Below are 26,658 nucleotides of genomic sequence, written 5' to 3' on the forward strand. Positions count from 1 at the left end.
GTTAAAATAAATTCAATTTGAACAAAGAAATACCTAACTCGCGTCTGTTAGCGATTGTCTAAGCAAAAATGACAGGAATTTTGTTAGTTTAGGGGCAATTTTGGTTGCCGAATCTAGCACTGGATGATAGTATCCGCGCTCGCTTGAACAGTTACTGTATCAAGCTCTACCACGAACCCAAGGTCGCATTGTGGTTTGTGAAATTTAATTTTTACTAATTTGAGAGTAAATACTATGAAATTCGAAGCAGTAGTACGTACTGAACTAGGTAAAGGTGCGAGCCGCCGCCTACGTCACGCTGGCAAATTCCCTGCAGTTGTATACGGCGGTGAAGAAGCAGCAGTAGCTATCGTTCTTAACCACGATGAAATCGTTAACCAAATGGACAAGCCTGAGTTTTACGAAGCGATCGTTCTAGTTATCGATGGTGCTGAAGTTAAAGTTAAGCCACAAGACGTTCAACGTCACGCTTACAAGCCAAAAGTTGAGCACATGGACTTCATCCGTATCTAATTCCCTACCAAGGAATTAAACGGATAAAATCCAAACCTTTTGCATGATTAAGATAATCGACCTTACCAATCGAGATATCTAAAAAAATTCAAAACCCCGGAGACTTACCACCTCCGGGGTTTTACTATTTATTGAGTTTTACTACTTATAACGTGTTAATCAATATCGACAATGATAACACCTGCGCTCTGCTACTGACCTACCCTGCTTATTTACCTGCCCTATTCGAAATACATTTCACTAAATACACTTTCCTAGACTCAACAATATATACACTCAAAAAGTTTAACGATTTATTTCATCAGAAAAGAATATCAATTAAATTGGCCAAATAATCTTCGACATCTGAACACTACAACTGCAAATTTCTTAAAAGCAGAAATACATTCCAAATATTCAAGTAGTTAGATCACAACTTTTAATTCAAAACCCATACTTTATTTCTTAAGTACCATATCTGTTTATTTATCGATACTGCCCGCAACACGGTTTTTTACTTTCTTAAACCAATGTCTAAATAAGAGTTTGATCACTAAACTTTCACGAAAACTCCGTATATTTCACGGCAAAACAACATAATAATCACAAAGAAAGGAACCCCTATGAAGTTTTACAAATCCCTTTTGGTACTTTCCGTCGGTGCTGCACTTGCAGGATGTGGTTCAGATAATGACTCGACTCAAGTAACTTGCGAAACTGCAGACTCTTGTACAAAATTCACCATACTTCACACCAACGATAACCACGGCCGTTTCTGGCATAACAGTGATGGTGAATACGGTATGGCCGCGCGCAAAACGCTCATCGACAATATGCGTCAGGAAGTCGCTGCCAATGGAGGTTCTTCATTATTGCTATCTGGTGGTGACATTAATACAGGCGTGCCAGAGTCTGACCTACAAGATGCGGAACCTGACTTCTTGGGTATGAGTGATATTGGTTACGATGCAATGGCTGTAGGTAACCATGAGTTTGATAATCCTCTCAGTGTCTTAGAAAAACAAAGAGTCTGGGCAAACTTCCCAATGCTAGCGGCAAACATCTATGACAAACAAGGCGATCGCTACTTTCAGCCTTACAAAATTTTTGAACTGGGCGATCTGCGTATCGCTGTCGTAGGTATGACAACTGAAGATACCGCTCGAATCGCAAACCCAGAATACACTGCCGATCTCACGTTTACCAAGCCAACCGAAGAAATGCCAAAAGTCATCGCAGAGATCAAAGAGACTTACAAAGATGACCCTGTGGACTTTATCTTCGCTACGACCCATATGGGGCACTACGAGAACGGTCAACATGGTTCAAACGCACCGGGTGACGTAGCAATGGCTAAGGCAGTTGAAGAGGGTGAAATTGCAGCTATCTTTGGTGGACACTCTCAAAACCCAGTATGTATGGAACCAGATGGCTCTGGTTACGCAGAATTTGAACCTGGTGATGATTGTAAGCCAGATCAACAAAACGGCACTTACATCATGCAAGCTTATGAGTGGGGAAAATTTGTAGGCAAAGCTGATTTTGAATACTACAACGGAAAGCTACACCTTGCAGGCTACGAGTTAGTTCCAGTTAACCTAAAACGTGAAAATGCCGCGGGCGAACTTGAGTTTATTGGCGAAGAAATTAAACCAAATGAAGCGTTGCAAACACGTCTTCAGTACTTCCAAGATAAAGGTCAAGAGGAACTGGGCGTTGTGATTGCGAACTCAGATGGCTTCCTTGATGGTGAACGTGACAATGTTCGATTCAAGCAAACCAATTTAGGACGTTTGATTGCAACAGCGCACATGGAAAACCAATCTGCAGACTTTGCTGTTATGAACTCTGGTGGTGTGCGTGCATCAATTAAAGCTGGTGAGATTGCTTATCGTGATGTGCTTACCGTACAACCTTTTGGCAACACAGTAACATTCAAGGAAATGAAAGGCAGTGAAGTTGTTCAGTATTTAAATGTTGTCGCAAATAAGCAAATCGATTCCGGTGCTTACGCTCAGTTTGCAGGATTAAACATGACGGTCGATTGTAAGGCGATGACGGTTGATATTCACCAGATCAACGGTAAAGCTTTCGATACCAATGCGATCTACAAATTTACGGTACCGAGCTACAATGCTGGCGGTGGTGATGGCTATCCTAAACTCGATGCAGTCGATACCGGTAACGTTGATGCTGCTGTATTAAAAGACTACATGGAAGCGCTCAGTGTCATCAACGTGGCAAACTACGAGCCACAAGGTGAAGTCGTTTACACCAATACTGATGATGGTAATCTTGGTGGCTGCAAAATTAACGTAGCACCTTAAGAACATATCGTTCTCGTTTCAATAAACTATTGAGAATCAACGGAGCTTTAACGGCTCCGTTTTTTATCGCGATTATTTTATGGTCACGTCTTTAAACCAAATAACCCCCACTCACTTTGCAATTTAAAACGCCGCCTAAGTACGCAAATCATTGGCTAAACAAGCTAATGATATCCCTCTATTCGCTAACTCTCTGAAAACAAACCACAGCAATAAAGAGTTCAAAAAATGTTCATTTGTACTGTTGACGGTGATGTGCTTGAGTTCTATGTTTGATAAAGCCTTTCACAAAGACACATTCATTTTCGGCTTTTTAGTATTTTTTACTGGGACGAGAATATGACTAAGAAAGGTAGAATTGGCGTCGTAAGCACTGCTCTCACACAATTTGTCTTTTAGACTTCAAACAAAGACGCGATACCTCAACGTGTGCGTCAATGAGCAGCGATCTGAGCGCCAGTGTGTTCAAACTGCTGCCATCGAGTTCCGGAGGCCAAAAATGAAACGAGCCAGCAATAGCTACCGCCTACAAATGATTAAAGAAGTGGTAACACGTAGAGAGCGTGAAGCCTCCTCCGACCCTATGGCCAAATACATTCACCAACTGATGGATGAACGGCCAACAAGCACGCTTGAGGTAGAACAAAACCACCGATTTTCAGGCTGCCACTTCGACGAACAAGCGGGAGGTTGGGTTAGCGATCTTTGGTCGATGAAATAAATGGCCGAAGAAATAAAATCGTCCGCGAATTTAGGTGCATATGTAGGCACATAGCGACGCGTATTTCCCGGCTCCTTAATCATCCCAAATGGAGCCGGGACACTATAGAGCGGAGCGACTCAACGGGCTATATCGAAATGTAAGGCGGTCAAAACAAGTCTTGTTGAGGAGACGTTGTTTCTTCTGGTGCTTGCGATTTCACTTTTCCTGCGAGCACTTTTCGTCGATATCTTTGACGACATAATTTAATCACATGCAACTGCTGCGCAGGAGTAAAACTCAGCCAATTAAACCGCTCTTCTCTTTTACGCATGCATCCCTTGCAATAGCCCTTTTCGTCTGAGGTGCATACGCCAACACAAGGGCTTGGGACATTAAAAAACTCCAGTTGCTCCATGCTTAAACCATTCTGCAATTAACTTTATATAGGTCGTCCATTCATCATTGACTAAGAGTTAGAAATTTCAACGTTTTTTCAGATATCAATACCGATAACACGATCTCTGTTATAAAATACGTCGTGTCAAAAACATACGAAACCATAACCGTATGCTGACAAAAACAGTGTTTTATTACCTATACTTACCACGTTTTCTAAAAACGGAGTCTACAAAATGAAGCTTAGCCTAAAAACGTTAGTTGCAGCAATCTCACTACCAGTTCTTATGACAGCATGCGCTAGCAATGGTGACAATGTGAAAGAAATTACAGCTCAAGACTTACAGCACCACAACTGGGAGCTGATCCAAATCGATGGCAAAAACATTACTCTAGAAGAAGGGCAAACTGCACCTCGCCTAGAAGTAGGTGAAAACCTAACTGCTAATGGTAACGCTGGCTGTAACAACTTCTTTGGTCAAGCTGAGTTGAAAGACAACCAACTACGCATCGCTAAAATGGGCATGACCATGAAGATGTGTATGGATGATCAAATGCAAATCGAACGCGTGATGGCTGACACACTGACCAACTGGAGCGACATGACGCTAACTAACCAAGGTCTTGTTCTTAAAAACGCCGATCATGAGCTAACGTTCAAACTTCGTGACTGGGTAAACTAAACCCTGACATAAAAAAAGCAGCCTCAAATGGCTGCTTTTTTGTTTATACATCAATTAGATGCCCGACTTTACGTATCAAGGCGGCAACATTATCAGCACTCAATTTCTTCATGACGTTTGAGCGATGTACTTCAATCGTTCGTAATGAAACACACAATTGATTCGCCATTTCCTGATTTTTCATGCCTTTAACAACCAAGTTAAGCACTTCTTGCTCGCGCTTGGTCAAACTCTGTAGTACTAGTTTCGCTCTTAACTTATCAAAGCGGTTTAACGATTTCTGCATAGCGATATCGATAGCAGCTACGATAGCATTACCATCTACCGGTTTTTGAAAAAAGTCTACCGCTCCGTCTTTCAGGGCTTCTACCGCCATAGGAATATCACCGTGCCCTGTTAAGTAGATCACGCTGATAGGGCTAAACTGTTCTTTCATGCACTTATGTACGTCTTGACCACGTAATTCAGGCATACGACTATCAAGCAAAACACAACCGGACTGTGACAAATCTGCACCGTTTAAAAATTCCGTACCACTCGAGTACGTTTGCACGTTATACCCATACCCCTCTAGCATAAACGCCATGGACTCTAATACGGGTTGCTCATCATCAACAATATATAATGGACAAAGGTTACGACTCATGACAAGTCTCCTGATAAGGTAAAATAATGGTCACTTGGCAACCTGTAGGCTCAACGGTTCTAAACCGAAGACTGCCATTGTGGGCATCAATAACATCACGGCAAATTGCTAAGCCCAGCCCAAGGCCATTTTCTTTTGTCGTATAAAATGCTTGGTCAAGCGGCACATCTGACTCTTTAAAGCCAATGCCATTGTCAACGATATCTATAATTACCAACTCGTCACTAAAACTTACATGTAAGTCCACGAACAAGTTTTTGCGCTCCGGAACATGGCTCAAACAGGCGTCTTTTGCATTATTCAGCACGTTGAGAATGACTTGCTGCACGCCAGTTGAATCTGCAAATAGAGGCTGGGCTTCACCAGAATAAAGTACGCCTAGTTGAATACGATGACGTTGAAACTCATAATCAACCAACTTTATTGACTCTGCGATTAAACTTGGTAAGTCGACCCATTTTTTCTCAATCGGATTCCGATGAATTAGACTTCGCAAACGCTGAATAATGTCACTTGCGGATGTCACCTGCTGCTGGATTTTCTCTAAAATCGGCAACATTTCTTCCGTTGTTGCCCCTCTCTCCATACGCACTTTAGCGCCTTGGCTGTAGTTTTTTATCGCGGCCAGAGGTTGGTTGATTTCATGAGCAATGCTACTGCCAAGCTCCCCGACAATCGTTATTCGTTGAGCGTGTTCTAACATCGTACTTTTGCGACGTAAGTTGTTCATTGTCTTTTTCAGCGCTTCACGACTTCGCTTAAAGCGCCATTGCAACCAAAAGTGATAGCCAGTGAGTAATAGAATGGTAACGAGCGAAGCCATCGCTATTGCCTGATTTTTGTATAACCAATCTTTCGCTTTCTGACTCAACGACTCTTGAAGTGGGTGCATATCAAGATGCTTGTACACTTTGTCGAAAGTAACACTCGCGGCTGGCAGCATCCACCCTACATTGTTCGCAGCAACCGCTGCTGGATGATCTTTCGGCATCGCAAATAAAGTTTGAGCTACCATCTGCCCAACTTCTGGTGGTACTCGTTCTGTCATTGCCATTGTCCAGTTTGGGTACAAAGGCGTACTCACCGCACAAACTGAATTCGATGGTCGCTGCTCGTTAAGTACCCGCAAATTATGCAATTGAATGTGCCCCTCTTTTGCCATGTTTTCTAATGTACAAGCAGGAACAATCGCAACGTCCAGGTCACTCTCTACCACATCTAAAATCAACTGATCGGTTGGCGGGCCAGTAAATTTAATTTTTTCAAAAAATGAGGAATTAAAGTACCCCAACTTGTCGAGCTCATAACGCAAAGCAAGAAAGCCGCCAAAAGCCTTTTCCGAAACCGCTGCGACCCTCGCCTCATGAATATCTTTTAAGGTTTTGAAAGGAGACTCTCGACGCACCACTACAACAGAAGCTATCGATTTGTTTGATTCACCACTGTACGCCGTTTTCTGGGTTGCTAACCAGTTAATCGGATACTCACGAGCGAGTTTGGTCGCTTGGCCTGGACTCGTAAGAATAAAGTCTAACCAGCCGTGCAAAAACGCATCTTCTAATTGGTCAAAATCATAAGTATGTAAGTTAAATTGATAGCCTGGATTCTTTGCTTCCAACCAATCCAATGTCGGCTTCCAGGCTTGCCTTGCGTGTGCATGCCCTCTCAACGCCAACACGCCGACTTCATAGTCTTTTCTTTGGTTTGTAGGCTCGTTCGCAAATGACACATAAGAGAACACTGCTGAAATAATAAAAATAAACAGTTTTATTTTTTGAGAATGGTTATTAATCACTTACGAAATAATATTAAAAATTGTTTGTAGCACATTTTACCATCACTCCCCCCAATAAGTTTGTTGCTTTAGATCAAGTTGGCTTCATTATTGTGGAAAACCACAATACCCCCTAAGTGTCAATTTACTCAAAATACTTACCAATTAAGGGCTAGATGAAAATTCACTCGTTTAAGAGTGTTAATGCACCATGAACACTTATGAAAAATTACTAAGTTTATGTGTCTTCTTCCTAGCTTCAACCAGATTCTAACTGCCGAGCTAAGTGACTCGTCAGCAAAACTTTAAATTAAAATATGGAAGCAACTCATGAAAAAGTCGACTATTGCGTTGGGTGTGCTCGCGGCTGTCGCAGCCGTTGGTTACTCAACTTACAATACGATGTTCTCTGCAGAGGCTGTTGTTGTGGATGCTGCTGCACAAGAGCACAAATTCACACAATACGCTCACCCAGAACACTTCATTTCTGCACAACAACTTAAATCACTGATGGACAGTGACCAAGACGTTGTCGTTATCGGTGCGCTAAACCCTATCAAACCAGATAGTCCTATTTCTGGTTCTTACACTATGTGGCGCAACGATTACTCTGCAACGGAAGGCGTTTACGACTTTGAAGGCATGAGCAACAGCATTGAAGAAATGGAAACCATCCTTGGTAGCTTCGGGGCTACTGCAGACAGCACAATCGTGGTTTATGCAGCAGGTTCTCATCACGATGCTGCTCGTCTTTACTGGCAAATTCATAACCTTGGCCACCAAGATGTTCGTTACCTTGACGGTGGTCTAAACGCTTGGATGGGTGCCGGTTACCCAACAGGTTCCGCAAATCCAAGTGTTGCTGCGACCCAATACGATGCGCCAAATGCGAAACAAGAAAACAATGCACTAGCAACACTAGACATGGTTATCGCAGCGCAAAACAACCCAGATTGGGTAATCCTAGATACTCGCGGTAACGACGAGTTCAACGGTGAAGTTGCAGTTTCTGGCGCATTCGGCCCTGGTACAATTCCGGGCAGTGTTCACATCAACTGGACCAAAGCGTTAAACGAAGACACCACACTAAAGTCAGCAGAAGAACTGCAAGCGCTTTATGGTGACATCATTAAAGGCAAGAAAGTCATTGCTTACTGCCAATCTGGTGTTCGCTCTGCCCACACCACTATGATTCTTACTGAAGTATTAGGCGCAGAAGGCGTCTACAACTACGACGGCTCATGGATCGAGTACAGCCATGCTCACTACGAGCAGAAAAACCCTGAAGTGAACGTTATCAACGGCAAGAGCTAACAAAACGGAAATAGCAGTCAATGAACAATGTAATTTTTAGCCAAAAGTTATACGACACCGCCCAGATGATCGTCGATGGTTGTATGGGTGATGCCGATCCAGCATGTCAAACCGCATGTCCAATGCACACTGATGTAAAACAATACGTTCGCATGGCGGGTGAAGGTGACTTCCAAGGTGCGTTAGATCTTATCCGTACCAAACTATTCCTACCTCAAACACTGGGCCGCATTTGTGCACACCCATGTGAAGCGGCTTGTCGTCGTAACACAGAGTTCGGTCAGCCGATCAGCGTTGCCGGTATCAAACGTTTTGTTGCCGAGAAGTTAGATAACCAAAACCATTGGGATCTTAACATCGCTCCACTAACCAACAAGCACATCGCTATCATTGGTGCTGGCCCTGCTGGTGCTCAAGCAGCAATTGAGCTTCGTCGCCAAGGCCACGAAGTAACGATCTACGAAAAGTTAGACGTATACGGCGGTATGATGCGCGTTGGTATTCCTGAATATCGTCTACCTCGCGATGTGATCGATTTCGAATACAGCTACTTAGACATGCTAGGCATTAAGACCCGTTTTGGCGTTGAGATCGGTAAAGACATCAGTTTTGAAGCGCTGCGCAACGACCACGATGCCGTGATTCTTGCTCATGGTGCGCACGTAGGTTCAATCATTCCACTGCCAGGCCACGATAACGATGGCGTATTCTCTGCGGTTGAATACTTAAAAGAGATCTCTGAAACTCGCCAATTCCCTCGCGCAGGTAAACGTGTGATGGTTATCGGTGGTGGTGACGTAGCGATGGACTGCGCACGTTCTTCTTGGCGCATTGGCGCAAGCGAAGTGTACCAATGTTCTTTAGAGAGCATGGAAAACCTACCTGCTAGCCAAATCGAAATCGAAGAATCGCTAGAAGAAAATGTCGTGTTTAACGCAGGCTGGGGTCCAGTTGCTATCGAACACGAAAACGGCAAAGTGACTGGCATCACGATTAAGAAAGTGTTGTCAATCTTTGACGAGCAAGGCAACTTTGCACCTCAATACAGCGACGAGACTAAGACTATTGCAGTGGATACAGTGGTATTCGCAACAGGTCAAATCGTCGCTGATATTACCGATGGCGCACTAGAGCAAACTCGTGGTGGTCGTTATGTTGTCGACAAACAAACTCTGGCTTCTAGCCTTGAAGACGTATTCGTAGCAGGTGATGCTTGTGGCGGTAACATCGTAATTGAAGCGATGGCACTAGGCCGTAAAGCAGCAATGAGTGTAGAGCGTTTCCTAGCGTCTCGCTCTCTGGCTGAAGGTCGCGATTTCGAGCAAGAATACAGCTACCCATCTCGTCTAGATGTACCACTTCCAAAAGGTACAGTAGATACCCCTCGCCTACACGGTGAATTACGTGACGCTGAAGAGCGTAAGCAAGATTTTGCACAAGTGGATTTAGGCTTCACAGAAGATCAAATCAAGCAAGAAGCATCTCGCTGTCTGCAATGCAGCTGCAAGCTATGTATGACAGAGTGCATCATGATGAATGATTTCGGTGACTGTCCGAAGACCATTTTCTCAGACTTCATTGATAACAAGTCAATGGATCCACTGATGGCGTACTCATGTAATGCCTGTGACCAGTGCACCATTGTGTGTCCAAAAGACTTCCCAATGAAAGAAATGTTCCTAGGCTCTCGTGCTGATTTTGTTAAGGCAAACAATGGTGAATCACCAATGCCGGGTCACAAAGCGATCAACATGCACCAAAAACTGGGCTTCTCAAAACTCTTCACTATGGCAAAACGAGCGGTATCAACAAAATGAGTAATAAAGTATTTATGCCAGGATGCAGCTTGCCATCCTACTCACCAGAAGGCGTAGCAGCAATCGCAAGCTACCTAAAAGAAGTATTCCCAGAGATGGGCGCGGTACAAAAGTGCTGTGGTAAGCCAACGGCAGCTATCGGTCAGACTGAGAAGTTCAAAGAGCGTTACGGTCAGCTTCAGGCAGACTTCGACAAGCTAGATGCACAAGAAGTGATCGTTGCATGTCAAAGCTGCTACGGCATGATCAAAAAATCTGGCGGTTCTCAGAAACCCGTTTCACTATGGAAATTACTTCCTGAAATTGGTCTACCAGAAGAACTACGTGGCAAAGCAAAAAATAGTGATGTGGTATTCACCATTCATGACTCTTGCTCAACTCGCTACGAGAAAGAGCTGCAAGACGGTATCCGTTGGATCTTAAACGAGCTTGGCTACAAGACTTCTGAGCCAGAACACACACGCGAAAACACACGCTGTTGTGGTTTTGGTGGCATGGTTGTACCAGCAAACCCAGATGTAGCAACACGCGTAATCAAACGTCGTGTTGAAGAATTTGAAACAGACTACGTAGTGGTTTACTGCTCAGCATGCCGTGCATCGATGATGGGCGTTGGCACAAAATCTTGGCACATTCTGGATCTGATGTTTGGTCCAGTGATCATGCAAGGTGATGAGCCGCCAGTAAACGTACTAGCAAGCCCTGTGAAAGCTTGGTTCAACCGCTACAAATCAAAAGCGGGTCTAATCAAGTGTATGTCTGTGTAACCTTTTTGTCGTGAAGAATTAAAAAATGAAATTTGTAAAAATCGCTCTTATTGCAGCAGTCATCGCTCTTGCAATATTCGTTGCTAAACAAACTGGCATCCTTGAAATCATTACCGATATTAAGAGCCTACAAGATTGGATCGCAAGCTTTGGTGTTTGGGGCTACGCAGTATTTGTTGCAGCATTCGTGTTTGCATGTGTGTTCCTATTGCCAGGCAGCGCATTCACGATCGTGGCAGGTATTGTATTCGGCCCGATCAAAGGTGGCATCCTAGCGTTATTCTCTGCAACACTTGGTGCAGTGGTTGCGTTCATCGTTGCTCGTTTCCTACTACGCAATACGATCATGAAAAAGTTTGGTGATAATCCAATCTTCAAAAAGATCGATGACGGCGTTGCAGCAAACGGCACCAGCTTCTTGATCCTAACGCGTCTTGTTCCTGTATTTCCATTCAGTCTGCAGAACTACGCTTACGGTCTAACAAGCCTAAACCTTGGCACTTACGCGTTGGTTTCTCTGCTAACGATGGCTCCAGGCGCATTCATCTTTGCTTACATGGCGGGTGACATTGCCACCAATGGTGTGTCTGCAATGCTGCTTGTTAAGTTCGCGGCGGCAGGTCTTATCCTGTTTGGTATGTCTCTGATTCCAAAATACATCGCGAAGAAAAAAGGCATCAACATGGAAGAATTGGCTAAGTAATCCGGTCTATCCATATTGAATCGTTAAGAGTGCGGCTTATCGGGAGACGCACTCTTTTTCTTTTATAGGCACAACTGACTACCACATATTAGACGCAAGATACGAGATTCCATACTGAACATTGGGAGAGGTTCTGATTAAACTTCAAACCAATTTTGATTAAGTTTAAGGCTAAAATAAAGCATTGATTGGGAGCGCTTCACAGGGCAAGCAATTCTCTAAATCTATTGTCAAATTCACATTGATAATAGATCCAGATAGATTACTATCCACATTGAGGGAAAGGGGCATTTAGACTATTAATACACTATGTTAAGTGCCGAAAAAAAACGGTTCACGTTGCATAGCGAAACAAAACCCCAAAATGATTACAAAGATAAAAATACGGATTACGCATGAAAAAGTTACTTAGCACTTTTGGCATCTTTGCCGCTACTTTTGCTGCCTCTTCTTTTGCAACCTCACCAGTTGTAGAACGCTGGCAAAAAATCGAGCAACAAGCGGACGGGCAGACGGTTTACTTCCACGCTTGGGGTGGAAGCCAAGAAATCAACCGCTACATTCAATGGGCAGGAAAAGAGCTAAAATCTCGCTATAATGTGACGCTTAATCATGTAAAAGTTACCGATATTTCTGAAACCACTACACGTCTCATTGCAGAAAAAGCCGCAGGAAAAAACAGTGCCGGCAGTGTCGACATGGTTTGGATCAATGGTGAAAACTTCAAATCAATGAAAGACAATCAACTATTGTTTGGCCCTTTCGTAAACGATTTACCAAGCTGGCAGTACGTCGATAAAAGCTTACCAGTTGATGTGGACTTTTCAGAACCAACAGATGGTCTAGAAGCGCCTTGGGGTGTCGGTCAACTGGTGTTTATCCACGACGAAGAAACACTGAATAATCCTCCACGTTCTTTCTCAGAAATGCTCAGTTACGCCAAAGCGTTTCCAAACCGCTTAACCTACCCGCGTCCACCGGAGTTTCACGGAACTAGCTTTATTAAAGCATTACTGGTTGAAGTGACAAACAACGCACCTGAGCTTCAACAACCAGTGACTAAAGAGGTATTTGCTCACGTGACGCAACCACTTTGGCGCTATTTAGATGAGTTCCATAGCGTGGCGTGGCGTGGTGGTAAACAATTCCCTGCAGGCACGGCCGAAAGTGTGCAATTGCTGGATGATGGACAAATTGATCTTGCTGTGACATTCAACCCAAATGCGGTGTTTTCTGCACAATCAAGCGGTAACCTTGCTGAAAGCACTAAAGCATACGCAATGGATGCTGGTGCGCTATCGAATATCCACTTTTTAGCGATTCCATGGAATGCGAATGCAAGTGCTGGCGCACAAGTTGCGATAAACTTTTTATTAAGCCCTGAAGCGCAATCTCGCAAAGGTGACATCAATATCTGGGGTGATCCTTCGGTGCTAAACAGCCAGTACTTAACTGGTACGGCTAAAAATACACAACAATTTAAATCTATCGCAGAGCCTCACCCAAGTTGGCAGGCAGCGCTAGAAAAAGAATGGTTGAAACGCTACGGGAATTAATACGAGCACATGTTAAGAGCGCTGTATCTAGTTATTATCGCAGTATGTATTTTACCGACTATCCCTGGTTTACTCGGGGTAGTCGTTTCTGCGCTCGGTTACGTACCGCCTATCGGTTTGAACCACTTCTCTCTAGATGGCTTCAATGCTGTCTTTGATTGGGAGGGCGTTTGGACGTCAATTAGCCTGACTTTTTATTCTGCTATTTTTAGTAGCTATCTGGCTTGCTTGATCACGTTTGCGATTCTACAAGCTTCTTGGGGCAGCAAATTCTGGCGTAAAATTGAAGTCAGCCTTTCTCCACTTCTTGCGATGCCCCACGTGGCTTTCGCGATTGGTTTTGCGTTCCTATTTGCTCCGACAGGCATGGGGATACGTGCACTCAATCAATTGTTTGGATATGATCCAAACGCGCAAACCGTTAACGACTTAGCGTTGCTTATTAAAGATCCTCATGCGCTTGGCCTTATCGTTATGCTTGCTTTCAAAGAAGTGCCTTTTCTACTTCTGATGAGCATCCCTATTCTTCAGCATTTGAAAGTTGAAAAAATAGAGAAAGTCAGCCACTCCATGGGCTACACCTCTGCACAAGCCTGGTGGAAGTGCGTGTTCCCACAATGGTTTGCAAAGCTACGCTTTCCTATGCTCGCTGTCATCGCTTACAGCTTATCCGTTGTTGATGTCGCACTGATTATCGGCCCAACAAATCCTCCAACGTTTGCGGTGCTCGTTTGGCAATGGTTCAACGATCCAGATCTTTCATTACTGCCTAGAGCCGCCGCTGGTGCCGTAGTGCTCTTTGCAATCGCCAGCATTTTGATTGGTCTTGCTCGTGCAATTGAATGGAGTATCACAAAAGGCTTTAAACGTTGGCAGTATTCGGGCCGTAGCGGTTTTGCTCTACCAGGAAAAACGCTGTTTTCAGTCATTGCCCTACTCGCCATTTTGATGATGCCATTGATGGCTATTTGGAGTTTTGCTCAACGATGGCGTTTCCCTGATTTGCTCCCAAGCCGCTATAGCTTGCGTTTTTGGGAATACGAATGGCAGAGTATTCTTGCCACGCTGGAGCAAAGTATGGTAATTGCCATTATCTGCGCATCTATTGCTCTGATCCTTGCGCTGATTGCACACGAATACCGATTACGTTATCGCTGGCAGATCCCGGGCTATATCATTGCCGTGCCCATGCTGATCCCACAACTATCCGTGCTGTTTGGCATGCAAGTCGCAACACTTTACCTTAACAGCAACGCCCATTTTTTCTGGGTATGCTGGGCGCATATATTCTTTGCGTTCCCATTTGTCTATCTGTCGTTAGATGGTCCTTGGCGCAGTTTTGATAATGGGTTAACGCGCGTTGCTTTAAGTTTAGGTAAATCCCCATTGCAAGCTTGGTTCAAAGTGAAGTTGCCGATTCTGCTGCCTGCCATCGCTTTTGCTTGGGCGGTTGGCGTGAGTGTCAGCTTAGCGCAGTACTTACCTACGCTCGTATTGGGGGCCGGTCGTATTAGCACCATCACCACCGAAGCGGTTGCCCTTTCCAGTGGCTTTGACCGCCGAGTCACCGCAATTTATGCAATTTGGCAAGCTCTGTTGCCGTTACTGTTCTTTTCTTTTGCGATTCTACTTAGCCGTTTACACGTTAAGTATCGCCGGTTGTCTATTAAAGGTTTACTACCGAATGAGTCTTTGTCTCGAAAACCTCGCCATCCGTAAAACCAATGGCGACACGCTCTTCTCTTCATTCACAATGACGGTAGAGAAAGGTGAAATTGTTACCCTGATGGGGCCAAGTGGCTGTGGAAAATCCACATTATTAGACGCGATAGCCGGACACTTATCTTCCGAGTTCGACTATTCAGGCTCTATTACACTAAACCATCAAAAACTCGATTCCTTACCTGCTCACAAACGTCAGGTTGGGATTCTGTTTCAAGATGATTTGCTCTTCCCGCACTTAACGGTATGGGAAAACCTCGCCTTTGCATTACCAAATGCTGTGAAAGGCGCGGAACGTAAAGCGCAAGCGATGCTCGCATTAAAGCACATCTCGCTGACGAAACTGGCCGATTCATTTCCAGACCAAATCTCTGGTGGTCAGCGTGCCCGCATTGCATTAACTCGAATGTTATTAGCCAAGCCGAAAGTCGCATTGTTGGATGAGCCCTACAGTAAGTTAGATAAAGACTTGCGCATGCAATTTCGAAACTGGGTTGTCGAGCAACTTCAACAAGCGAACATCCCCGCGTTGATGGTAACGCACGATGAGGAAGACATTCCAGAGGGCAGTCGCTGTCTTACATGGCCTTGGGAGGCATGCCATGCTTGATAGTTTCAGCATTAAAGTTATCCGTTGGCCATTAACGCAAAGTGCAAAGCTACTCGATAAGTGTGGTGTGACCGCCAATCAAACGACAATATTTGGGTTTGTACTCGGTTGTTTGGCGTTTCCGGCTCTCGTCGGCGAGCAATATTTACAAGCAATGGTTTTCATTCTGCTCAACCGGATTTGTGATGGTTTAGATGGAGCCCTTGCTCGGATTCAAGGCATTACTGATGCTGGTGGCTTCCTTGATATCAGTTTGGATTTCCTGTTTTACTCTTTGATTCCTTTTGGTTTTATCCTGGCAAATCCAGATCAAAATGCCATTGCTGGTGCTTTTTTGATTTTCTCTTTTGTCGGCACAGGCAGCAGCTTTCTTGCTTTTGCCATTATGGCCGGAAAACGTGGTATTGATAACCCAGTGTATAAGAACAAATCGCTCTACTACATGAGTGGTTTAACGGAGGGAACAGAGACCATAGGCTGTTTCATCTTGTTCTGCTTGCTCCCGCAATATTTCGATACCATCGCGTATATTTTTGGCGCAGCATGCTGGTTTACAACGTTTACCCGTATTTATTCTGGCTTCCATACTTTAAATGCACAATAAAAAACCATCGGTCTCTCATTTACTGGTGCTTTAAACAAACAATAAACAGGGGGATCTCGTTTGAGCCCTCCTAATTGTCGCTAACTCAATGAAATTTCGGCTGTGATGTTTATGGTTCCACTTCTAATATCACAGCAGAATATCCGAAGCGCTTCTATACTGTTCAGAAAACACACTGTTCAAATAAGTAAACGCGCTTGGAGGCGACATGACACAGCACGTCAATCTGCATTTCATCCTATTTCTTTCCCTTGCAACACTTGCCGGGTGCACATCACCGAACCCATACGGTGACGCCTATGGCTCACAAGAAACCCGCACCGTTCAACAGGTTTACTACGGCACGATTGATAAAGTCGCTCCTGTCACCATTGACGCATCAACACAAACCAACGCTATTGGTACAATTGCAGGCGCAGCTATTGGGGGTATTTTGGGGTCAAAAGTCGGTGGCGGTTCAGGCTCAGACATCGCTGCCATTGGCGGTGGCTTACTTGGTGGTTACGCAGGTAGCGAGGTCGCAGAAAAAGCGGGTAAACGTAACGGTGTAAACCTGACCATTCGCTTAGAGGACGGTAAAATTATCTCCATTGTACAAGAAGCGGACCCGAACATGATTTTCCAACCGGGACAAGCCGTGCAAGTCAACGTCATTGGCGATACAGCAAGGGTGGTTCCTCGTTAAGCCTAAAATGAATGGTGTTTAATACGTTGTATTCCATGAGACCAGCAATCTGAAAATTGGCATGATTTTTTGCCTTTGAGATTGCTGGTCGTCCGTAACACAACACTTTATAAAATTGTCGATGTAAAAATTACATCATCCTGTTAGTATGAATACCGCTTTCACTAACAGTACGATGCTATGCCTCCAATGATCGATCAAGTATTGCTAAATATCGCTTTAAACTTGAGCTCTAATCTCTCCCATGAACAACAATATCAAGCGATTATCGATGGCGTGGCCAACGTATTTCCTTGTGATGCAAGTTGCTTATTTATTTTTGATGAAGACGGATTCCTAACACCTGTTGCTGTACAAGGTTTATCTAAATCTGTACTAGGCCGCCGATATTTCCCTAAAGCCCATCCTAGATTGGAAGCCATCGTTCAAACCCGAGAGCCCGTCCGCTTCGATTCTGACTGTGCGCTTCCCGATCCTTTTGACGGCGCGCTCATGACGGAAGAACAGTGTATTGATGTTCATGATTGCATGGGGTTCAGTTTGTATGTGGATGGTCAGCTTGTTGGTGCATTAACAATGGATGCACTCGCTGTTGGTGCGTTTAATAATATCGACCCTGTTGCCATTGAAACCTTTGCCGCCCTTACTGCCGCGACATTGAGAAACATCGCACAGCTCAAAGCCCTCAAAGCACAAAATCAAAAGCAAAAAAATGTCACTCAAACGCTCATTCAACAAGCTCGTTCACAGCACGGCGAAATGATTGGCCTCAGTCCGCAAATCAACCAATTACGAAATAACATCGCAACGGTAGCGCAATCGGACTATGCGGTACTGATTACGGGTGAAACCGGCACTGGGAAAGAATTGGTGGCGCATTCTGTTCATGCTCAATCCCACCGCTGTGATAAACCCATGATTTATGTAAACTGCGCCGCTCTACCTGAGGGGCTTGCTGAAAGTGAACTGTTTGGCCATGTAAAAGGCGCGTTTACTGGGGCGAACAGTCACCGTGCCGGTAAATTTGAACTTGCGGATGGCGGGACAATTTTCCTTGATGAAGTGGGTGAATTACCGTTGATTTTGCAAGCAAAACTATTGCGGGTGATCCAGCAAGGTGAGCTGCAACGCGTAGGCAGTGACAAGCATTTAATGGTCAATGTACGTATCATCGCAGCGACCAACCGTCAGCTAGAAAACGAAGTTGAGTCGGGTTCATTTCGTGCAGACTTGTTCCATCGTTTGAATGTATTCCCTATTCGCGTCCCTTCGCTTCGATCTCGTGAGGGCGATATTCCTGTTTTAGCGGGCTATTTACTCGAGAAAGTGCGCCAACAATTTAATGCACCAAATCTACATGTTCATCCTAAGGTATTACTGCAGTTAGAGTCCTTACCTTGGCTAGGAAATATCCGAGAACTTGAACACACTCTAACACGAGCTGCGCTGCATGCTATTCAGCAAGGAGCAAGCACGATCATGTTGAACCATTTTGATGCTTCGCTCGCTTTTGACGATGTAAAAAACACATCACACTATCTACCCAAAAAAAGTCAATCAATGCGTGAGTTGGTAGAGCGCTATCAGCGTGATTTAATTGAACATGCTTTAAGCCAATCTGGTGGTATTTGGGCAAAAGCCGCTGAGTTTTTACAAATGGATCGTGGAAATTTATATCGAATGGGCAAAAAGCTCGGGGTTAAATAGTAGACTCTCAACTATTGATTGATGTAATAAATACATCATATGCGTTGTATTTATTACATCAGCATGCTTTCCAAAATATAACAAAACCTTTAATTTTCAATAAGATAATGAGTGGCACGCATCCTGCTCTTCTGTGATTAATAAAATGACTATTACTACAATCACTGGAGAACCCATATGTTCTGTATTCAATGTGAACAGACAATTCAAACCCCTGCAGTTAAAGGCTGTTCTTTCGCACAAGGCATGTGCGGTAAAACGGCAGAAGTATCCGACCTACAAGATGTGTTGGTCTACACTCTGCAAGGGGTTTCATTTTGGGCATCACGCGCACTTGAATTCAATATCATCAATGATGAAATCAACCAGTGGGCACCAAGAGCATTCTTTTCTACGTTAACAAACGTGAACTTTGATCCTGAGCGCATTCTAGAACTCACATCTCGTGCAGAAGCTTACAAATCATTGCTAAAAACCGAAGTCACTGCAGCAGCGATGCTTTCAAACAAGTCTCTTGGCAATATCCCTGCACTCGCCAATTTTGAGCTGCCAACCTCTATTGAAGAGATGTTAACATTCGCCCCTCAAGTCGCGGTTAACCGTGGCAAAGATCAAGTACACGAAGATGTCATTGGTCTACGCCTGTTATGTCTCTATGGCCTAAAAGGCGCTGCGGCTTACATGGAACACGCGCGTGTGCTAGAGCAAACGAACAACGATATATACGCGGAATACCACGAGATCATGGCATGGCTAGGTACCGATCCTGAAGATCTTGGTGCACTGCTTGATTGCTCAATGCGTATTGGTCTAATGAACTATAAAGTGATGGAGATGCTTGATCTTGGTGAAACCGTGACATTTGGCCATCCAGAGCCGACAACCGTCAACGTTAAACCAGTAAAAGGTAAATGTATCCTTGTTTCTGGTCATGACCTGCATGATCTTGAGAAAATTCTGCAGCAAGCCGAAGGTAAAGGCATCAACGTTTATACTAACGGCGAAATGCTACCAGCACATGGTTACCCAGAGCTTAAGAAGTACCCTCACCTAGTCGGCAACTACGGCAGTGCTTGGCAGAACCAACAAAAAGAATTCGCGAACTTCCCTGGAGCCATCGTGATGACCTCAAACTGCCTGTTAAATCCAAATGTAGGCCAATACGCGGACCGTTTGTTCACTCGTAGCATCGTTGGTTGGCCGGGTGTCGCTCACCTTGAGGGAGATGACTTTGGTACGGTGATCGAATGCGCTCTTGCACAAGAGGGGTTCCAATACGATGAGATTGAACACAATATCACCGTTGGCTTCGGTCGCAATGCACTAATGAATGCCGCTCCTGCTGTTATTGACCAAGTAAAACGAGGCAACATTAAACACTTCTTCCTCGTGGGTGGTTGTGATGGTGACAAGTCAGAACGCAGCTACTACACAGACTTCACGGCAGAAGCACCAGACGACACCTTAATCCTAACGCTAGCGTGTGGTAAGTTCCGCTTCAATAAAAATACATTTGGCGATATCAACGGCATTCCTCGTCTATTAGATGTGGGCCAATGTAACGATGCGTACTCAGCAATCCAGTTAGCACTCGCTCTTGCGAAAGAGTTTGACTGTGACATCAACGAACTACCACTGACATTAGTTCTTTCTTGGTTCGAGCAAAAAGCAATTGTGATTCTGCTAACGCTGTTTGCTTTAGGTGTAAAAGGCATCTATACCGGTCCTACTGCGCCAGCTTTCCTAACGCCAAACCTGATTGCCATCATCCAAGAAAAGTTCGACATGCGCAGCATTAGCAATGTTCAAGATGATTTAAAAACGATCCTAGCGGCATAATCAAACGCCCGCTTAACGCCCTCCACAATTGGAGGGCGACTGTATTTAAAAGATGTAGAAATACCCAACACCAAAGAGATTATTATGTTTTTTGAATGGCAAGGCACTCAACCTGTCACGTTACACTGCATTGACAAATATCATGAGACCACCGATACAGTAAGCGTAAAATTGGCCGATTTATCAGAATCAATGCTATTTGAGTTTAAAGCAGGCCAATTCATTAGCCTTGGTATCGAAATCGATGGGAAAATGGAGTTTCGCGCTTATTCATTGAGCTCACTGTCTGGCGAGGATTGTCTTCAATTGACGATAAAACGCGTCGACGGCGGCAAAGTTTCTAACTACATCATCGACAAATTACTGATTGGCGATACGGTTCAAGTGCTGCCACCAGCAGGAGAATTTAACTGTATCGACCACCCTCCAAAGATGCACGGTGGCAAGCAAAAAGCACTCTTGATAAGCGCAGGTTGTGGTATTACCCCTGTGTTTGCGATGGCAAAACAATGGCTGAGCAATGAGCAAGGTGTCGATATCGAATTTCTGCATATTGCACGCTCTCCACAAGAGACAATCTACTTCGATTTACTTGAGACTTACCATTCAGTCTACCCAGACTTTAACTTGAAATTGCTGCTCAAAAATTGTGGTGAAACATTATATCCAGAAGGGCGTCTTAACACAGAGTGGTTGCAAGAGTTAGTACCTGACTTTCACGATCGCACGGTTTATCTGTGTGGACCGAGTCAGTTTATGTTGGATGTTCACCATTACTTAAACGAACTTGGCTTTGAAATGGCGAACTTCTATCAAGAAAGCTTCACGCCAACGGACACTAAAGGGGTTAATGTTTCTAACGAAAGCGCGCAGATTTTTGTCCCAGACTTCGCGAAAACCATTGATGCCAATAAAGGTGAAGCATTAGCAGATGCTCTGGAAAGTGCCGGCTTAGCGCTTATCGTTGCATGTCGTAGTGGTATCTGTGGCTCATGCAAATGTAAAGTCAGTAAAGGGAGTGTGTCATCTACCAGCCATGAGACACTGACGCCTGAAGAAATCGAACAAGGTTATGTGCTTGCTTGTTCATCTACGATTGAATCTGATCTTGAAGTGCAGATTGGCTGACAATGAGCAAAAGTTGATAATTAACTAAATTTAAAAATTAACTTAAGCTCATAAAACGATAAAAGCGCCAATGATTGAATAGGTTCAACATGGGCGCTTTTACTCGATACCACGCGATATGAAGCCTTTCGTTCTAGCTAAACAACAACACTTTTAGTGCGGCCTCACTGTCTACATCCATAAATTCTGGCGGATTATCTAGACGCTCACGAAATGTCAGTTGAGGAGCTTCCTCTTTCATACTTTCAATTAAGAATTCACTGGTAACCGATGGTGAGTTCACACATGCCAATACCTGACCACCAGGCGCAAGCAATTCTGCAAGACGGCGAAGAATCTTTTTGTAATCTTTGGTCAAAGCAAAGCTGCCTTTTTGGAAAGACGGTGGATCAATCACAATCAAGTCATACTGACCCGCTTTTTTGATTTTTCCCCAAGACTTGAAGATATCGTGCCCTAAGAAGCTTACCTGATTAATATTGTGGTCATTTAACTTATGGTTTTCGCGCCCTTTTGCGAGAGAAGCTCTTGCCATATCAACGTTAACCACCTTGTCTGCGCCACCAGCGATAGCTGCGACAGAGAATCCACATGTGTACGCAAACAAGTTAAGGACATTTTTATGCTTGGCATTTTCACGAACCCAATCACGGCCATAGCGCATATCTAAAAACAAGCCGAAGTTTTGGTTACGTCCGATATCCAACTGATATTTTAAACCACTCTCTTCTACGACAGGTCGAGCATCTAACTCCCCCACAAGCACTTCTGATGGCGCGCCATCTGCATAGCGGTGCTGAATAACGATCGTACGCCCCTGCTTTTCAGACCACAATTCTGATTCAGATAACGCGATCGCGCCTTGTTTCAGCTCTGATAAAAATGTTTCATCCACTTCTTTGAACAAATTGATGATCAGCTGCCCTTGCAACCAATCACAAGTAATTTGCTCTAAGCCCTCAAAGTGACGGCCACGGCCATGAAACAATCGACGAACTTCGTTGGGTGCCTGAGCGAGCTCAGATCGTAAATGCTGAAAAAACAGCGGTAGTTGTGATGCTTGCATCGAATTCTCTTATTTGGTGTTCTTAGTAGCGGTGCTTAGAGAGTCAGATTACTAACTTTCTTTCCGTTATCTATTTGATAGTAGGCCAGTTGAGTTCCCATGGCGATAACCACGAATCGATGCCTTGCGATACGAGCTCGTTGTGCCATTTACTGCCAAGCGCTGAATACTCTCTCGGATCACATACAAATCGATGTGTCTCGTTTTGGTACGGGAAACAAAGTGAAAATGCGTGCAAATATCCACGGTCAGATTCACTGCCAGCATTATAAATTGGATCTCCGACAATCCCAGAACCCACTGACTTCAGGGCGACACGAATTTGGTGCGTTTTCCCCGTATAGGGTTTACACAAAAAAAGTCGCTCACCGGGTTCAGCCGCTAATGAGAAGAATTGCGTCACTGCTGGGTTTTGTTTGCTATTGACGAGCTTCCAAGACGAACGACGTGAACGCTCCATATCCCCCATGACCAACCCTTGCTTTTTCTTTGGTTTTTTTGAACCTATCGCCATATAGAACTTTTCAACTTGGCGATCAGCAAACGCTTGAGATAACGCACTTGCTGCTTGAGCATTGCGCCCCAAAAGTAAAATACCAGAAGTCATCTTGTCGAGACGATGAATAAGGTATAACTGCTCATCACCACTCTGTTTAGCCACTTCTTGTAGTAGCATGGTGTCACCGTCATCTTTGTGTACGGAAACATTGGGATGCTTATTGATGATCAGAAAATCGGGATGGGTATGAAGAATGTCGAACATAAAAAACTGGCTCCACGTTTGGAGCCAGAAGTATACCTTTTCTCAACAATTAGGCGAGCTTAAACTTACCTACTAACGCTTCTAGCTGCTGAACTTTTTGGTTTAGACTATTCACACTTTGCGAGCTGTCATTTGCAAGCTCTAATGAACGTACAGAAATATCGCTGATCGACGTAATGTCCGTCGCAATCTCTCTTGTTACTGCCGTCTGTTCTTCGGCAGCGGTAGCAATTGAGTTCACCATACTTTGAACATTCGCCGCTCCCGAGACAATTTCTTCAAGAGAATCTACTGCGCCAGAACTTTGGCTCACACCGATTTCTACCAGACGGCAGCCATCTTCAGTATAAGTCACGGCTTCTTGGGTGCCGACTTGAATCGCTTGAATGATCTCACCAACTTCTTGCGTTGCTTTTGTCGTGCGTTCTGCAAGGGCACGGACCTCATCGGCGACCACTGCAAACCCTCGACCAAATTCACCAGCTCGAGCCGCTTCGATGGCAGCATTTAGTGCCAATAAGTTAGTTTGCCCCGCGATGTCTTCAATCACCTTGATCACCGCGCCAATTTTTTCACCGTGTGAGCCAAGATTGTTCATTTGGACTGACATGTCTGTCATTTGTTGTGAAACTTGCTGGATGCTTTCTACCATATCAACGATAACACCACGGCCTTGTTCTGCTGTGGCCTCAGACCTTCGAGCTTCTTCAAAGGTCGCCGCTCCCTGCTCGGCAACTTGGGAGATGGTCAAGCTGAGTTCTTCTGCTGCTGTCGCAATTAGATTCGCTTTATCAGATTGCTCTCGCGCTCCAGAGACAATGTCTTTACTCACAGATGATAATTCACCTGTTACTGATTTCACCTCATTTGATACGCCAGAAATAGAACCAATCAGCGTCACCAAAGACGCTTGCATTTTATTTAATGAGTTCGCAAGGTTTGTCAGTTCATCGCCTGATTTATCTTCAATCTGAGCAGCGGTTAAGTCTCCATCAGCAACGTGCTGGGCAAATTCATCCAATTTACTTAAACGGTGAGTAATTGAATTAGACAACAAATAAGCAATAATCGCAGTCGATAAAAAGGCAATAGTCCCAAGCACTGTGATCGTCAATTCAATACTGTTGAATGAATCAGATAAGTTCAATAACGCTGTACTTGTGCTTTCTTGTCCCTCCGTAGAGGCCTTATCAAGAATGAGCTCCAACGGAGCCAAGTTCGTAGTGTATAAAGTACGAAGACGGACAATATTGTCCTCAACATTATTCAATCCAAGGTTCGTCAATATTTGTGATTCAAAACCTTCCGTAAAAGTCGCCATATAATGTTCTACACGCTCAACGTTGCGATAATCCTCTCCACCCACAGTTTCCAACGTTTTTACTTGTTCAATTGCATCCGAAAACTGTTCCAAGTTCGCTTTATAATCCTGGTGAGCGCCCGGGACATTGACAATCGCGCCTAACGCATCTCGGTACACGTCGCCAGCTTCATCAATCAATATTAGGTACTGAACGGTCTCTGGAACATCGTCTGTTCTAACTTCGTCTGCGACCTCATGCGAGTTCAATACTTCAAATGTAATAATCCCTATCATCACTAACATGATTGTTAAAATGGCACCAAAACTGGCGTATAGCTTGTTTCTAACCGACATGGCCATGAATCACTTTCCTTATTGTTTTTACGCTTTAAACACGCATATTCAATAAGGTTATCGGTTAATAGGCTTACACGTTTAGTACATTTTTTTGTGACCGAAAGCTCAATGCGAGTGAGTTCACACTATTAACCTACATTTAGCACAATTGTTCTTAAGTCTATAAATTTCAAAAAAAAGCAGGAGCCATTTAGACTCCTGCTTATGATTTTAAACGTTTTTTTGAATTGGTTATAACTTCTTAGAGAAGATGCCAGCCAATGCAATAATCACGATGCCTAGGACCATGATTTCGCCCTTACCACTATCGAAACCAGATTTAATACCCATGACCGCAACGACAGCGATAGCGACAGGAATGATGTACTTAACTAGGTTGTACCATAAGCCAAACAGAGGGAAAGATACTTCACCATCGTTGGTGATCTCTTTCTCGAGATCTGCACGGTTTAGACGCCAGCCTGCAAAAATACATACCAACATACCACCAACTGCTAGGAAGATTTTATCCGTCAACAAATCGAAGATATCAAACGCGCCAGTGCCAAAGAGTGTTGGACCCACACCACCAAGTGATAGTGATGCAAATACACACAGTGTTGCCATTACAACGCTTGCTGATATTACTGCGGTTGAACGCTTCAAACCTTTTTCATCGATTAGATAAGAAACCACCACTTCCAATAGAGATACTGAAGAAGTCAGTGCAGCTACCGTTAAACCAACAAAGAACATCAGAGCAAATAGCAGACCAATGACACCGCCCATTTCAGCAAACAGCTGAGGCACAACAACAAACACGAGACCAGGGCCAGCTGCAGGCTCCATGCCGAATGCGAACATTGCTGGGAACATGGCAACACCGGCAAGGATTGCAACGCCCGTGTCCATAGCCGTAACCATACCTGTGGTTTGAACAAGGTTTTCTTTCTTCTTCAAATAAGAGCCGTAAGTCAACATACAACCCATACCCAAACTCAATGAGAAGAATGCTTGACCAAGCGCAGCTAAAACAACACTGCTGTCCACTTTAGAGAAATCAGGCATGAACAAGAATTCTAGACCTGCCATTGCCCCCGGAAGCATAAGCCCTTTCACAGATACAACGATCAAGATAAGGAACAGTAAAGGCATTAAGATCTTGCCCGCTTTCTCAATACCACCGGATATACCTTTCATCACGATAACGATGTTAAGAAATAGGTAAATACCCATCCACATCAGTGGTTGTAGCGGGTTAGAAATAAAACTGCCAAAGCTATCACCAATTGCTTCTGGTGCGCTTAATAGGCCACCACCCACTTTAAAGATGTATGCAAGTGCCCAACCACCAACGACTGGGTAAAAACCCATGATCAGTAGGCCACTAAGAACACCCATAACGCCAGTAAATGTCCAACGTCGATCAGTAGACTTAAATGCGCCTACTGCTGATAGACCTGTCTTTCGGCCAATAGCAAACTCTGTCAGCATTACGCTAAAGCCAATAAAAATAACGAAAATAAGATAGATGGCAACAAACGCTCCACCACCACTCTCACCTGCTGTGTAAGGAAACTTCCATATATTGCCCAAACCGACAGCGGAACCCGCTGCTGCCATAACGAAGCCTAGTTTAGACCCCCACGTATCACGTGGTGCTGCTGTATTAGTTGTAGCCACGCTTTTTCTCCAAAAAATATTGTTGTGTGTGCAT

At 44.3% G+C, this 26,658-nt stretch carries 23 protein-coding genes; 16 read left to right on the forward strand and 7 right to left on the reverse strand.

Features of this window, described 5'->3' with window-relative positions; translation table 11 throughout:
• Positions 1-234: 234 nt before the first annotated feature.
• From rplY to VA249_RS08475, 3 genes are all read left to right on the forward strand, one after another.
• A complete protein-coding gene (gene rplY / locus VA249_RS08465) occupies positions 235-513 on the forward strand; it encodes a 50S ribosomal protein L25 (RefSeq protein WP_128810685.1) in 279 nt (92 codons plus the stop codon).
• Between the two features lie 602 nt (positions 514-1,115).
• On the forward strand, positions 1,116-2,819 hold the full coding sequence (gene ushA / locus VA249_RS08470; protein WP_221067676.1) for a bifunctional UDP-sugar hydrolase/5'-nucleotidase UshA: 1,704 nt from the start codon (positions 1,116-1,118) through the stop codon (positions 2,817-2,819).
• A 499-nt stretch (positions 2,820-3,318) separates the two neighbouring features.
• Complete coding sequence (locus tag VA249_RS08475; RefSeq protein WP_221067677.1) at positions 3,319-3,540, forward strand: hypothetical protein; 222 nt, start codon at positions 3,319-3,321, stop codon at positions 3,538-3,540.
• Positions 3,541-3,688: 148 nt separating this feature from the next.
• Here VA249_RS08475 and VA249_RS08480 read toward each other — a convergent pair whose 3' ends face one another.
• Positions 3,689-3,937, reverse strand: a complete 249-nt coding sequence (locus VA249_RS08480) for a DUF1289 domain-containing protein (protein WP_221067678.1) — start codon at positions 3,935-3,937, stop codon at positions 3,689-3,691.
• Positions 3,938-4,154: 217 nt separating this feature from the next.
• Between VA249_RS08480 and VA249_RS08485 the strand changes: the two genes are divergently transcribed.
• A complete protein-coding gene (locus VA249_RS08485; RefSeq protein ID WP_128810682.1) occupies positions 4,155-4,601 on the forward strand; it encodes an META domain-containing protein in 447 nt (148 codons plus the stop codon).
• Positions 4,602-4,644: 43 nt separating this feature from the next.
• On the opposite strand, the gene VA249_RS08490 is transcribed toward VA249_RS08485, so the two are convergent.
• Entirely contained in the window at positions 4,645-5,247 is a 603-nt protein-coding gene (locus VA249_RS08490; RefSeq protein ID WP_221067679.1) for a response regulator transcription factor, read from the reverse strand.
• A complete protein-coding gene (locus VA249_RS08495; protein WP_221067680.1) occupies positions 5,237-7,042 on the reverse strand; it encodes a sensor histidine kinase in 1,806 nt (601 codons plus the stop codon). The genes VA249_RS08490 and VA249_RS08495 overlap by 11 nt, the downstream gene beginning before the upstream one ends.
• 309 nt (positions 7,043-7,351) lie before the next feature.
• On the opposite strand from VA249_RS08495, the gene VA249_RS08500 reads away from it, so the two are divergent.
• From VA249_RS08500 to VA249_RS08555, 12 genes are all read left to right on the forward strand, one after another.
• Positions 7,352-8,335, forward strand: a complete 984-nt coding sequence (locus VA249_RS08500; protein ID WP_221067681.1) for a sulfurtransferase — start codon at positions 7,352-7,354, stop codon at positions 8,333-8,335.
• A gap of 20 nt (positions 8,336-8,355) precedes the next feature.
• Positions 8,356-10,152: an FAD-dependent oxidoreductase gene (locus VA249_RS08505; RefSeq protein ID WP_221067682.1), complete on the forward strand. Its 1,797-nt coding sequence runs from the start codon at positions 8,356-8,358 to the stop codon at positions 10,150-10,152.
• Complete coding sequence (locus VA249_RS08510; RefSeq protein WP_128810678.1) at positions 10,149-10,919, forward strand: heterodisulfide reductase-related iron-sulfur binding cluster; 771 nt, start codon at positions 10,149-10,151, stop codon at positions 10,917-10,919. The genes VA249_RS08505 and VA249_RS08510 overlap by 4 nt, the downstream gene beginning before the upstream one ends.
• Positions 10,920-10,944: 25 nt before the next feature.
• Positions 10,945-11,622 carry a TVP38/TMEM64 family protein gene (locus VA249_RS08515; RefSeq protein WP_221067683.1) on the forward strand — a complete coding sequence of 226 codons (678 nt, stop codon included), beginning with the start codon at positions 10,945-10,947 and terminating at the stop codon, positions 11,620-11,622.
• Between the two features lie 395 nt (positions 11,623-12,017).
• Positions 12,018-13,178, forward strand: a complete 1,161-nt coding sequence (locus VA249_RS08520) for an ABC transporter substrate-binding protein (RefSeq protein WP_221067684.1) — start codon at positions 12,018-12,020, stop codon at positions 13,176-13,178.
• Positions 13,179-13,187: 9 nt separating this feature from the next.
• Complete coding sequence (locus VA249_RS08525) at positions 13,188-14,897, forward strand: ABC transporter permease (protein WP_221067685.1); 1,710 nt, start codon at positions 13,188-13,190, stop codon at positions 14,895-14,897.
• Positions 14,863-15,510 carry an ATP-binding cassette domain-containing protein gene (locus tag VA249_RS08530; protein ID WP_221067686.1) on the forward strand — a complete coding sequence of 216 codons (648 nt, stop codon included), beginning with the start codon at positions 14,863-14,865 and terminating at the stop codon, positions 15,508-15,510. The genes VA249_RS08525 and VA249_RS08530 overlap by 35 nt, the downstream gene beginning before the upstream one ends.
• Complete coding sequence (locus tag VA249_RS08535; RefSeq protein ID WP_128810673.1) at positions 15,503-16,114, forward strand: CDP-alcohol phosphatidyltransferase family protein; 612 nt, start codon at positions 15,503-15,505, stop codon at positions 16,112-16,114. The genes VA249_RS08530 and VA249_RS08535 overlap by 8 nt, the downstream gene beginning before the upstream one ends.
• A gap of 208 nt (positions 16,115-16,322) precedes the next feature.
• Positions 16,323-16,799, forward strand: a complete 477-nt coding sequence (locus VA249_RS08540; protein ID WP_221067687.1) for an outer membrane lipoprotein — start codon at positions 16,323-16,325, stop codon at positions 16,797-16,799.
• 180 nt (positions 16,800-16,979) lie between these two features.
• On the forward strand, positions 16,980-18,506 hold the full coding sequence (gene norR, locus VA249_RS08545; protein WP_221067688.1) for a nitric oxide reductase transcriptional regulator NorR: 1,527 nt from the start codon (positions 16,980-16,982) through the stop codon (positions 18,504-18,506).
• 177 nt (positions 18,507-18,683) lie between these two features.
• Positions 18,684-20,345, forward strand: coding sequence for a hydroxylamine reductase (gene hcp, locus VA249_RS08550; protein WP_221067689.1), 1,662 nt, complete (start codon positions 18,684-18,686; stop codon positions 20,343-20,345).
• An 84-nt stretch (positions 20,346-20,429) separates the two neighbouring features.
• Positions 20,430-21,473, forward strand: coding sequence for an FAD-binding oxidoreductase (locus VA249_RS08555; RefSeq protein WP_221067690.1), 1,044 nt, complete (start codon positions 20,430-20,432; stop codon positions 21,471-21,473).
• A 133-nt stretch (positions 21,474-21,606) separates the two neighbouring features.
• On the opposite strand, the gene VA249_RS08560 is transcribed toward VA249_RS08555, so the two are convergent.
• The 4 genes from VA249_RS08560 to VA249_RS08575 all read right to left on the reverse strand — a co-directional run bounded on the left by VA249_RS08560 (position 21,607) and on the right by VA249_RS08575 (position 26,564).
• Entirely contained in the window at positions 21,607-22,539 is a 933-nt protein-coding gene (locus VA249_RS08560; protein ID WP_221067691.1) for a class I SAM-dependent methyltransferase, read from the reverse strand.
• A gap of 70 nt (positions 22,540-22,609) precedes the next feature.
• Entirely contained in the window at positions 22,610-23,302 is a 693-nt protein-coding gene (locus VA249_RS08565) for a TIGR01621 family pseudouridine synthase (RefSeq protein WP_221067692.1), read from the reverse strand.
• 49 nt (positions 23,303-23,351) lie between these two features.
• Positions 23,352-24,965, reverse strand: coding sequence for a methyl-accepting chemotaxis protein (locus VA249_RS08570; RefSeq protein ID WP_221067693.1), 1,614 nt, complete (start codon positions 24,963-24,965; stop codon positions 23,352-23,354).
• Positions 24,966-25,193: 228 nt separating this feature from the next.
• A complete protein-coding gene (locus tag VA249_RS08575; protein ID WP_242598070.1) occupies positions 25,194-26,564 on the reverse strand; it encodes a sodium-dependent transporter in 1,371 nt (456 codons plus the stop codon).
• Between the last annotated feature and the right edge of the window lie 94 nt (positions 26,565-26,658).

The organism is Vibrio alfacsensis, from assembly GCF_019670485.1.
GTDB lineage: Bacteria > Pseudomonadota > Gammaproteobacteria > Enterobacterales > Vibrionaceae > Vibrio > Vibrio alfacsensis.